Source organism: Mesorhizobium sp. M0208 (assembly GCF_040322015.1).
Taxonomy (GTDB): domain Bacteria; phylum Pseudomonadota; class Alphaproteobacteria; order Rhizobiales; family Rhizobiaceae; genus Mesorhizobium.
The window spans coordinates 1-11668 of the sequence record NZ_JAMYSP010000053.1 but is presented as its reverse complement, the minus strand read 5'-3'; the positions used below and the strand labels follow the sequence as shown (position 1 = coordinate 11668).

10 protein-coding genes are annotated in these 11668 nt (G+C 58.5%); 7 read left to right on the top strand and 3 right to left on the bottom strand.

Going from position 1 to position 11668, the window contains the following annotated elements:
* The first annotated feature begins 23 nt into the window (after window positions 1-23).
* Entirely contained in the window at window positions 24-1412 is a 1389-nt protein-coding gene (locus NKJ17_RS30795; protein WP_352507957.1) for a class I SAM-dependent methyltransferase, read from the top strand.
* Between the two features lie 273 nt (window positions 1413-1685).
* On the opposite strand, the gene NKJ17_RS30790 is transcribed toward NKJ17_RS30795, so the two are convergent.
* Together NKJ17_RS30790 and NKJ17_RS30785 are read right to left on the bottom strand one after the other, a co-directional pair.
* Window positions 1686-2363 (bottom strand): class I SAM-dependent methyltransferase, encoded by a 678-nt coding sequence (locus NKJ17_RS30790; RefSeq protein ID WP_352507958.1) that lies wholly within the window; start codon window positions 2361-2363, stop codon window positions 1686-1688.
* 5 nt (window positions 2364-2368) lie between these two features.
* On the bottom strand, window positions 2369-2995 hold the full coding sequence (locus NKJ17_RS30785; RefSeq protein ID WP_352507959.1) for a hypothetical protein: 627 nt from the start codon (window positions 2993-2995) through the stop codon (window positions 2369-2371).
* Between the two features lie 84 nt (window positions 2996-3079).
* On the opposite strand from NKJ17_RS30785, the gene NKJ17_RS30780 reads away from it, so the two are divergent.
* Complete coding sequence (locus NKJ17_RS30780; protein ID WP_352507960.1) at window positions 3080-3310, top strand: hypothetical protein; 231 nt, start codon at window positions 3080-3082, stop codon at window positions 3308-3310.
* Window positions 3311-3848: 538 nt separating this feature from the next.
* Here the strand turns inward: NKJ17_RS30780 and NKJ17_RS30775 are convergent.
* Entirely contained in the window at window positions 3849-4337 is a 489-nt protein-coding gene (locus NKJ17_RS30775; RefSeq protein WP_352507962.1) for a hypothetical protein, read from the bottom strand.
* Window positions 4338-4506: 169 nt separating this feature from the next.
* Between NKJ17_RS30775 and NKJ17_RS30770 the strand changes: the two genes are divergently transcribed.
* From NKJ17_RS30770 to NKJ17_RS30750, 5 genes are all read left to right on the top strand, one after another.
* Window positions 4507-6567: a hypothetical protein gene (locus NKJ17_RS30770; protein ID WP_352507963.1), complete on the top strand. Its 2061-nt coding sequence runs from the start codon at window positions 4507-4509 to the stop codon at window positions 6565-6567.
* A 105-nt stretch (window positions 6568-6672) separates the two neighbouring features.
* On the top strand, window positions 6673-7353 hold the full coding sequence (locus NKJ17_RS30765) for a class I SAM-dependent methyltransferase (RefSeq protein WP_352507964.1): 681 nt from the start codon (window positions 6673-6675) through the stop codon (window positions 7351-7353).
* A gap of 651 nt (window positions 7354-8004) precedes the next feature.
* Window positions 8005-9285, top strand: a complete 1281-nt coding sequence (locus NKJ17_RS30760; protein WP_352507965.1) for an O-antigen ligase family protein — start codon at window positions 8005-8007, stop codon at window positions 9283-9285.
* Window positions 9282-10265 carry a glycosyltransferase family 2 protein gene (locus tag NKJ17_RS30755; protein WP_352507966.1) on the top strand — a complete coding sequence of 328 codons (984 nt, stop codon included), beginning with the start codon at window positions 9282-9284 and terminating at the stop codon, window positions 10263-10265. Before NKJ17_RS30760 ends, NKJ17_RS30755 begins: the two co-directional genes overlap by 4 nt.
* Before the next feature lie 34 nt (window positions 10266-10299).
* Window positions 10300-11403, top strand: coding sequence for a glycosyltransferase (locus tag NKJ17_RS30750; RefSeq protein WP_352507967.1), 1104 nt, complete (start codon window positions 10300-10302; stop codon window positions 11401-11403).
* Window positions 11404-11668: the final 265 nt, after the last annotated feature.

Here is an 11668-nt window from a genome sequence, read left to right as displayed (position 1 = left end):
CTGCGCTCGAAGGAGGATCGACTATGAACGCGACACCAAGCTCCCAACGAATGGAATGGACCGAGGGGGCAATTGATCAGTTCTTGTGCACCGAAGAACTTGGTTACCAAGCGATTGACCTGCCCTTTGGACGGCGTACACCAGGGGCTTCGCGGCTGGACTTGTGTGATATTGCGTTTGGACAGGACTTGGCCGGTAAAAGCGTTCTTGATGTCGGGTGCTATCTTGGCTACTTCAGCTTGATCGCCTGCGAGCGGGGAGCTGGACATGTGCGCGGCCTGGATATCGATCCAGAGCGGATCCGACAGGCAAAAATAATCGCGGATATCAAGGGCTATGCACCCGAATATCTGCAGGCTGACATTGAGCGAATTTCGGATGCGGATCCCTTCGATATCGTTCTGTGCCTCAATGTACTGCATCATCTGGCCGATCCGATCGGCAGTCTCCGTAAGTTGGTGCAGATTACGCGCCACTCGTTAATCGTCGAAGTTGCTGGCTTTGGCGGGCACGATGCGCGCAAGCTTAACATCACGCCTGCAGTGGGATGGGCTCTTAAGGGCCGGCCAGTGATTTATGTGTCAGAAGGACATGCGGTCACAAACGAGATAACTGCGAAGCAAAAGTACTTTTTTTCGCCCGAGGCTGTCACACAGATCCTGACAAACCACTTTGGCGTATTCTGCGAAGTGCAAACGTACCGCTCGGCCTTCAAGGATCGCACAATAATAAAGGCGACGCGCCGTCGTATCCGGCACCTGCTCATTGTGGCTGGACCAACCTCGTCCGGAAAGAGTACCTTCCTGGATCATTTGTCAGCGGGCGGGCTCCCTGACAATGTCACCGCCCTCCTCCCGAAAGGCGTTGAGCGGTGGCCGCAGGTTACAGCAAATCGTCTTGTGCGCCGGGACGAACTGGCTCTGGAAGAACCGGTTCTCGATGGGTTGGTGCTGCACTACGACATTCTACGCCCGAAGACTACCGGACTTGGCGCCTACCGGGGGGACCAAGCTCTCGATCTGATCACCTGTGCGGAGTCGCTTACCGTGATCACGCTGCGGCCAAGTAAGGATCGGTTGATAAAGCAGCTTGTGCAGGCAGAGATCCTCGAGCGTGAAAAGCCGGCCAAAAACTCCCGGAGAAGCCTCACTCATGCCATGGGTCGCAGGGTTTTGGAACGAGGTCCGGCTCTCGTCGGGGCCGCGCTCAGCATTCTGCCCGGCTTCCGCGGACGCCATGAAGCCGGGAAGGCGGCTTCTCGCTTGATGCAAGCGAGGCGATTGTCTCGAGATTACGGTGCGCCTCGTTGGCTCGACAGGTGGTATGATAGGTGGAGTGGATACGTCAATGCTGTCGCCCCGAGCGCCAACATAATCAACTACGATCCCTGGAACCGAGCACTGCTTGATTAAGGATTGAACACTCTGGGGCCGGATCCATCGTGTTTGCTTGCTCGCGATGGATCCCGCTTGATGGTTCTCCTCACCGAAAGAACGAAGATTGTAATCTAATCCAGAGCGGGCTGGTGGCTCGGCGGGATGCCGGCCCTGGTGAATGGGGTGAGGACGACCAGCCAATGGGCTTTCCTTACGGCCCGTTTTAACGTTGGTTCACAACGTTCGGGACCCTTATAGATGCGGATTGCTCGACCGATGGTTACGGCCGGGGAGTCGAATGAGGTACGGCTATAGCGGCGAGCGGATTCGGTCGATCTTCAGCATCTGGTACCGAACGCTGGGCCCGAGATCGGTCACCGAAAAATCGGAGCCGAGCACAATTTCGACGACCTCCAGGCTCGGATCGAGCATCCAGCCGTGCTTGTTCTCGCGCAATTCGAGCACGGCCTTGCGCCTCGAGATGCCGTTGTAGCCACGAACAAAGTTCTTCGAATGCGAGAGGTACGCGAGCGGCTTGGCGAGGCTCAGCTCGAGCAAGCCGACCCCGCCGATTGCCTTCTTCAGCGCGCTCAGCGCACCGAGGAGATCCGGAATCTCCGTTAGGACAGCGAAGCACATGACGACGTCGAACGGTCCGAGGTCGCCGAGCTCGGCGATGCCGCGCGTCTGGAACGAGATGTCGGCCTTCTCGTGTTGCGCGAGAGTCCGCGCCTGCACGATACGCTTCTCGAGAATATCGACTCCCACCACCTCGCGCGCACCGCGCTTCTTCGCCCAGAAGCAGTACGCGCCTGAGTTGCAACCGATGTCGATGACGCGCTTGCCCCGCACGTCTAAGTGCTTCTCGAGCAATGCGATGCGTGCGCGCGAGTCCACGCTTCCGCGAGTGGTGAGCCCGTTGGAGAGCTCGATGGTCTGGTACCACTCTTCGGCTTGAACCCAAGCGCGAAATTCTTCGTCGGTCATTGGCGTCACCTCACAATCCTCAGGCGCGAGAACAGGGCGCGCGTGCGCGGAGTGAGGACCGTAACGCGCGAGAGCGTCTCGTGGCCGAGCGCAAGCACGGCGGCCGCGCGATGGTGTCCGCCCATGAGGTGGACCGTGTCGTCGTCGTCGTGCAACACACCGAAAACTGGATCCGACGCCTCGGGCTGATACCCGCGATCCTTTACGCTCGCGAAAAACGCGAAGCGTTCGTCGACTCGCTGATCGATGGCGCGCTCGACAAGGTCTTGCTGAAAGACCGGCTGCTTCGCCGCGAGCACCATGCCGGCGCGTTGGTGCTCGACCACGACCTGGCGATACAGCGAGCCGTTGTGAAGGCCGCCCTTCGCCTTGGAAACGCCTTGGTACTTGCGAAACTGCTCGACGTACCATGCGCGAAACGCCGCCTTCGCACCGTCGACATCCCCAAAGGTGTAGCGGCGAAAGAACTCGTAGGGAGGGAAGCGCTCGATCGGTTGCCCGCCGTAGCCCTCCTGCAGGTGGACCTGCCGGCTGTCGTGGCGAAGCCACGCAATCGCCACATCACGCTGGAACGGACGCAGGGCTCCCACCTTGAAGAGGAGGCCGCGCAGCGTTGCTAGGGTGCCGCCCATGTGCCGAGTATCCGTCGCATTTTGCTCGGGCAGGTCAAACTCTCTGTCTGCGGCCGGCAACTAATAGAGCTGTAAGAGCGCCCGATGAACATCGCTATCGTCACTGCCCGTGCCGGCTCCAAGTCGATCATCGACAATAGCATTCTTCCGCTGCGCGGCAAGCCGATGGTGCATATATCCCATCCTCGCCGCCCGCGCCGCGATCTCGACTCCGTAACGGCGGTCTGGGAAGCGGCGAATGATCATCCGTATCGCGCTCTCCAGATCAATTCCGCCGGTTTGATCGAGGCGTTCGGCGGCGCTCGCAAGATTTAGACGGAGCGCCAGAGCTATCCCGAGGCCTACTACTGCGATCAGGGCGTGTGGCGTTTCGCAAGCACACCGTGCAGCGGGAGGCTCTGAAATCGTCATGTGTCGAAGCCCTCAAAGACTTCGAACATTGTCCCTCAGGCCCGCCCCCGAAGGTGTCTCCAGAAGACCGCTTACGTTTGAACGAACGGGTCAGAAGTTGTCGGCTCCATAGCCGAACAATTCCGCGGTCTGCCTGTGCCTGTCCAAAGCCGCTGTCGCGCTGAACGATCGAGGCGGGCAACCGCTCGGGTGTTGACGTCTGGTGCTATGTGATCGGCTGTTTCATCCAATTTTATACGCAGCTTTTCGCCAGTTGCGGCATCTGCGTTCGCCACGCGCCCCGTCCCAAATGATTTAACCTTGAACCGGATCTTTCCGTCCTCCGCTGCCGCTGTGCCGAGCGCTTCGTAAAGGCTTGTGACAAAGGCCTCCGGTGATCGGACCAAGTCCTCGAATCGAAGCAATAGCGCATCACGGTTTCCCCGAAGCTTTAAACATCAGGCTAGTACCATCTGATCGCGCGCGCCTCGCTGAGACCGCTGCGGATCAGCCCTTCGCACATCGGCAGCAGATGCCGCGTAAGCACAAGGTTCCGCGCTTCCGCAAAGCCGCGCGCAATCGCGTCGTCGAATGCGATGTAGTAATCCATCACCTTTAAAACGACGTACCGTGCTTGGGACTTTTCGTTGCGCTCCCCGGGGCGGACGGTCTCGGCAGTCGCTGCGCGCATATGACGCCAAAAGACGGGAACAGATGCCCAGTTGACGGCCCCGCCAATATGGCACGCAGCCTTGCGCAGCTTGTAGAAGCGTCCGAACACTCCCTCATGCCATTCGCGGTATGGCATCAACACATCCGGCGAGCTGCCGATGATATTCCAGACAATGTTTGACCCACCTCGGCCAAAGCAATTCAATAGAAGCGCATTGGGCGGAAGAGCTTTGCCCGGCCTGGTGGGAGGCGAAGCACCGATCCTGTCAGCGGTCTGCATCTGCTTTCTCCGTTATCGCATCAGGCGCGACCCACTTCCCTGGCTGTCGTTGAAAGGCTAAACTGGAACCTATGATATGCTGCGGAGCTTGTGAGGAGAAGCGCGATAGTAAGTAACGGGTGTCCATGCGGAGTCTCATCCCGAAACCAGCAATTATTGGCACACGACAATGACCAACCGCATTTCTCGCCGGGATCTGGCGCGGGCCGCATGCGCCGCCCTTGTGCTGGCGGCATCCGGTCGCCCAGGACGGGATGCTCGCGCCGCCGGTTCGGCGCAAGGCTCGCAGCCGAAAGCTCACTCCTGGCATCCTGGTCTGTTCCCGGAAATGATTGTGAAATCTTGGTTTCAGGAAGATCTGGCCGAAGGCGAAGTCTCCTCTTGGCAATCCGGCGGCGTGAAGCCGGTGGCTGCGGTGCAAGCCGAGCCCTCTCTGCGCCCGACAAAGCTTCCGAATAGCGGCGGCGTCCTCTTCAAGAAGGACACGAAACAGGCGTTGACCTGGCCCGTCGATAAGGATGCCCCCTATCTCCACCGGTGGTGGCTCGTGATCGCCCGGTGCAATTCGGCAGTCAACGCCGATGCGAATAACGTTTCCGTTCTTTGCGTCAATGGAGCGGAGGGTGGCTCGGTGCATCGCCAACCGCGGGTCTGTTTCAGGCCTTCGGCAGGCGCATTCGTTTCGCAGATCGATGACGGTAAGATTAAGAGCGAGGAAGGGCAATGCTCGACGGATTTTGGCGACTGGAATGTCATGGTCGGGTACCGCCGCGGATTCGTGATGCAGGCCGTATTGAATGGGGTCAAGACGGCCGGCCAGACGATTTATGCATTGGGACCCAACCGGATGAAATCGCAGAGCTTCATGGGCGATGTGAACAATCCGATGAGGGCCGATGTCGCGATCGACTGCGTCATCATCGGACAAAGCGAACTGAATGACTCGCAGATCGATAAGCTGATGGGATGGGGCATGTGGCGCGTCGGCCGGCAATCCGCCCTGCCCGACGATCATCCTTATCGCCAGAGCCCTCCCTCAGCCGTGGATGCGAACGACAATCCCGCGCGCTATGCCTTCGATACGCAGGCCTGGGCAAGCTGGGCGGCGGTTGGTAAAAGGACGAACCAAGCCCATCGCGGTCAGGCGGCGCCCGACATCGGCGGCTATACGACGGTGTTCTTCGACGATTTCGAAACCAACACCATTGTCGACGATCTGACAGGCGCACAGAGCAGCGGCTGGTTCGCGCCGACGCACCTCACCAATATCGGCGGGGATGCCAAGGCACAGCGGATTTCCAAGACGCCGTCTTCATACATTCACGATGCGGACAGCCACACACTGTCGCTCCGTCTCGTCCACAACAAGGTTTGGAGGACCGGCGCGTTTTCGTCGGTCAACAACAACGGCCAAGGTCGGTGGTGGGGAAAAGGCATCTTCGAGATCCGCGCCAAGTTCCCGAAGCTTTCCGCGCCGCGTCCGGGCTTCTTTCCTGCCTTCTGGGCCTATGGCAAGGAGCACCTGTTTTGGCGGACGCGGAATCGTCTGGAAACTGACTTTTGGGAATATGGGGGGAAGGACGGGACGTGGATCAATATCAGCCAGCATGTGCATAAGCCGGCGCTTGCCTATCTCGATCCCCAAATCGCCGCCGCCGACGTTCGCCGGAAGATCGCCGGCTACCCGATCGACCAAGCAAACGGCTTCCCCAACGCCATAGACATATATGACGGCGAGTTTCATACGTGGTACGCGCAGATCGAAGATGATTACACATTCTTCGTGATTGATGGCTATGAAGTGGCACGTTGTGCGACCACGCCGGAGCTTGCCGCGCAAAAATACATCATGGTCAATTTGGGCTTTCGATCCGGCAAGGGCGGAATTTTGCCGGATCCATCCGAAACTTACGACATGGTCATAGACTATATTCGGGTCCGCCAGAAGGAGTCGGACCTTGCCAAGGTGCCTGCGGGCTTCGGGCAATTGCCTGAGCTTTCCGGCTCTGCCTCCATCGGAAGCACGCTGAGCGTACAACCGAATGTGCCGGCGTCGCTTCTCGAGTACCTTTGGTATCGTGACGGAATTCCCATCATCGGCGAAACTGGTGCAAAATACAAGATCAATGCAAGTGATGCTGGGCACAGGATCCGGTGCCAGGTGCGTGCGCTCTCTTTGCTTGATCAGCCGGAAGCCTGGACAGCCGAAGCGGACCTCATAGAGGGGTAATCGTGCAAATGAGCTTTCGCGGCTTGGATATGGTATCATCTGCCCGAGCAAAAAAGGACAGGCGGCAACGTCACCTCTTAGTTGCTTTCGCCCCGGGAGAAACATATGAACCCCTTCAGCTATGACCGCTTGACGGTGAATAGCCCCAACCCGGTTGCACGGCTTGCGCAGCGAAGCCGGCATGAGAGGGGTATCCGACTTGTGAAGCAACATCTCACTCCAAGCAGCGCTATCCTCGAGTTCGGATCAAACAAAGGCGACTTTCTTAACACGCTGGCCAGCCGGGGCTGGAAAGGACCGCTTTACGGCTATGATCCCTATGTGACGCCAAAAGCCCCATCGTTCACGCCGGTAGGGAGCCTGGGAGAGATACCTGATGAGGTACTAGACGCGGTGCTTGCCTTTGAAACCCTCGAGCATGTCGACGACCACGTATTAGAGGAGTTCATCTCGTTCTGTGAGCGCTCTCTTCGGGCTGGTGGAGTTCTGATCATCTCCGTGCCCATTATGGTTGGGCCTATTCTCTTGCTCAAGTACCCCAACGCCGTTTTCATAAACAAGTCGCGATGGCGATACAGCGCCTGGGAGCTATTCCGTGCGGCAATTCTGTGGCAACAGGTCCCACGGAGCAAGTCCGGCGCCTATCTCGATCACAAGGGGTTTGACTACAGGGTGCTTCGGCAGAGGCTCGCCCGCCGCTTCGCCCCGATCTCGATCGGATATTCTCCATTTCCGGGCTTGGGCCCGGTCCTAAACTCTCAGGCTTTTATGTGCTTCCGGCGATAAGTACGAGCGATCGTATCTGACGTGAGATTGAACCACCGCCACGGATATGTCCCTTGCTTTTCTCAAAGAGTTTCTGCGCACTGAATGGAGTGCACTGAGTCCTGCGCGGACCCATCCCCCTTGATGTCCCGCCGGAATTCAGCGCATTGCCGGTCTTCTCGGGCGAGGCTTCACCAGTCCAAGAGCTGACTGTCGTATCGAACGTGATTGCGTCGCAATAGAGTGTCTCTGGTATCGCGACGGCGTTCCGTTCGTGGACGAAACCGGCACAAGCTATGAGCTCAGTTCGCGGGATACCGGGCATAAGATTCGCTGCCATCTCTGTGCTCAACCAGCCAGAAGCCTGGACACCGGAGAGCGAGACCGTCGGCTAGGCCGCATCGACCGCACGCCGTCGGGATGCGTCACCATTCTCGTCGGACTGCTGATGAGTTCTGCCACCAGTAAGCCTCCCCGCAGCCGAGGAGGGTGAGCTTTCCCAACAGGCGGAAACCTCTTCGATATGCGATTGCCACAGCGGGCGGAACGATGGGGTCGTCGGCTGGAGCAGGGTGAAGTGTTTCTCCGCGGGCTGGCATTGATACATCCAACAAGTGCTGTTTCCGGGAAAGAGAACATGCTAAAAGAATATCGCGCCGCGAGGGGGCTGTGATGCGTTATCTCCTCACATTCGCGATACTGAGCCTCTTCCTGCCAATCAGGCTCGAGACGGGTTTTGTGTTGCTGCGTCCATTCGAGCTGATCGCCTTGCTGGCGCTCATCCTTGGCGTGGCGACGGGGCGTTGGCGAAATTTGGCTTTTTCAGCCGGTTTTCTGCTGCTCCTGCCCTTCTTCGGCTGGCACATGGTCTCGGCCTTCAGCGTGGACGCGAAGAACGGCCTGCGCGAGCTGTTGCAGATGTCCACCGTGGGCGCCTTTGCGTTCGCCATCGCACAGGAGGCTAGATGGCTCGGGGCGCAGAAGGCCGTCAACATCTTGCTTTTCGGCATGGTGCTGATTCTCGCCTATACGATCTCCTGGCATGTGGCTCATGGCTACTCGGTCGGCTGGAAGCACTTGGCCGACCCAAGGCTCGTATTCACCTTCCTTCCAATTGCGCTCGCGGGACTCCTCCTCTTCGCCAAACGGGCCAAGCGGCGCGCCCTTTGGTTTGCATGGGCAGGGATACTTCCCCTGCTCCTGCTATCCGGGGAACGCAAGGCGTTTTTGATCTTTCTCTTTCTGACCGCTGCGCTTCTGATGCGCGGACGGCTCGCTGCGATGGTACCAGCGATCGCCGCCGGCTTCGTGGGTCTTTTCATGTTATCGACCACGATGGATAACGCCTATGTCGAGAGGCAAATGCAGACCATTCTCGATCCGCTGAGCATGGGGCAATACGAATATCTGGCCGCGACGGGGAAATATGCCCCTGGAGACACCCCGAGCAATGTCCAGCGCGCGTTTGCTTTCACTCTGTCCAGACAACTCATCTCCGAACATCCACTGATGGGCGTGGGTACGAACCAATTCAAGAATATTATCGATACGGATTTCACCGGACTTCCTGGCGAGTTGCGGCTGGGGATACATGGCGAGTTTCAACGCATCCTCACCGAGAACGGCATCATTGGGCTCAGCCTCTATGTTCTCATATGGATTGCTGCATGGTTTCGCTTAAGCCGTACTCTAAGCTGGGCCCTTTCTCACGGATTGATCGGAGCGGCCCAGGCACGGCTTCTGCCCCTCGTGCTCCTTGTTCCTTGCGCCTTTTACGTTGGAACAGAAGCCTCCGGCACACGAGCTTTCGTCACGCTGAGTCTTGTCTCGCTCCTGCCTGAATTGACGCGGCACGGGCTTTGCCTATCATTGCACAGGATGCGGAGGAGCCACCCCAGGAGCATGACACATCCTCGATTTCTCGGGAGCCCCTTGTCAGGAAACACGAGATGAGTGTTTCGGTTGTCCTGACATGCCACAATGAAGAACGCTTCATCGTGCAGGCAGTGGAAAGCGTGATCAATCAGACCGCGTCGAGCCACATCAAAGAGATCATCATTGTCAATGATGGCTCGATGGACGGCTCGTCGGAAGTGATTGCATCGCTGGGTCGCAGGGAGCCGCGCGTACATGTCCTGACGACGGCGGGTATCGGGCCTTCATCGGCGAGGAACCTTGCCATCGGACATGCTACCGGTGATCTTATTGCAATTCTCGACGGCGATGACTTCTGGGCCGAGGACAAGCTTGAGCGTCAATTAGCCGTCTTGGGCAATGGCTGCAAGGCAGGTCTTGTCTATGGTGATCTTGTCGATTTTTCCGCGCCGGATCTGTCCGATGCTCTACACGTCGCCGTGCGCCGCTATCGCGCGGACCAATGCGATACGTTGCCGACATATTTTCTGCTTGACGGGCCGATTGTTCCTTCCAGTATGGTTATGCGGCGGGAGATGGTCGAAGATATCGGGTTATTCAATGAGGCATTCAGGGCTGGAGAGGATACAGAGTTTTGTATGCGCGCAGCCGAGCGTTGGACATTTCAACATGTGGCCGAAGCACTCGTCTATAAACGGCGCCATGGCTCGAATATAACCCGCAGACTCGACGCGCTTCTGCCGGTAGCCGAACGCCTCACGCGAGAATGGGTCATGCGACGGCCGGAACTTACGCACCTCGCGCGTCGGCGCAACGCGCGTTTGTACGCAAAGGCGGGCAATGATTGCGTGGCTCAAGGCGAAAAGAAACGCGGAGCGCGCTTGCTCATTCGCGCGATGTGGCACGATCCATTGTCCTGGCGCGTCTACGTTTACATCCTTCTTTGCGTCCTGCCGAGGGGCGTGGAGCCCCAGGTGCGCCGCGCAGCCAAGCTGTTGTTCTACCGCGCCCTGCGCAAAGGGAGCGGCATTGACGAATATCGGGGCGCTCAGCGCTAGAGGCACAAGGCAATCGGGAACGCTTCCGTATCACATGCGAATTCTTTACTTCATCAACGGCTTCGATCCCGGTGGTGCCGAGCACGGGCTGCTGACTTTGCTGCAAGCAGGATTTTTCAGCGGGCATGAGCTGAAGATTCTAGCCTGTTGCCGTGGTCGCGGGGCTCTTGCCGATGAAATCGCCGCAAAGGTCGGAGAGCACAATCTTATCCTGACGTCGCAGAGCGAAGAGCCTTCCTTGCGCACCTTCGTGAGCACGTTCTTTGTAATGTTACGCCTCATCCGGGAGTGGCGGCCGGATATGGTTGTGTTGTCGCTCAAGCAGGCCAATCTCCTGGGACGATTCGCTGCGATGTTCGCTCCTCGGCTTCGCTGCGTTTCATTCGAGCACATCGCCCGTTACCGCTCCCGGCGTGCCGAAGGCGTTTATGGCCCTGTGCTCAAGGCGCTGTCCTGGCGTGTCGACGAAATCTGGGCTGATTGCGAAAATACGCTCCGGGAGACACAAGCATACTTCCTGCCCCGCAGGCGCCGGTCGCATGTGGTGCCTCTGTTTCGTGCCGATGAGGCTTCCTCCCACAAGCGCGACTACGCGCTTCACACACCCTTGCGCCTTGCTGCAGCCGGACGCCTTATGGCGCGAAAGAATTTTGACCGCCTGATTGAGGCCATCCGAATGCTCCAAGACCGGGGCGTTTCGGCAAGCCTCGATCTTTACGGCGACGGGCCGGAACGGCAGGCGCTTTCGCGCAAGGCGGATGAGCTCGGCATTGGAGATCGCGTGCATTTCCATGGCTATGTCGCGCGCTGGTCCGAGCTAGCCTGTGATCGTGACATGTTCATCAACCTGTCCGATACGGAAGGGTTCTGCATCGTCGTCGCCGAGGCGATGCTTGCCGGCCTTCCGGTTATCGCGACCGACGTCGGCGGTATCCGGGATTACGGCAAGCATGGAGAGAATATGCTGAAGCTTACTGTTTCCTCAGCGGAGATGGCGGTAATGCAAGCATTGGTGTTGGCGGGCGATGAAACGCTCTGCAAGAGGATTGGAATGCAGGCACGACAGGATATGCTGGAGGCCTATTCGCAGGGTGCTTTGCGTGTCCGCGCTACGGCGGTGTTGGGTGGCGGAATGTAAGGACCGGCAAAGGACTGGCGACCAGGATAGCCGGGCCGATCGTGAATTCTGACGGCTCGGCATCGCACCTGTCTGACATGGTTCTCGACCTGGCGCCTCTCCCAGCCCGATGCCAGCGCTCGGGATTGTATTGCCGGTCCTTGCCGACGAACACCATCTCCACCGCCATATTCAGGCGAACGGTACGCATCCGGTGAAGACCGCAGACGTGCGCATCCGGCAGTCAGGAGAACCTGAGCACCGGAGTGCTGGGGTCAAGCTTTCT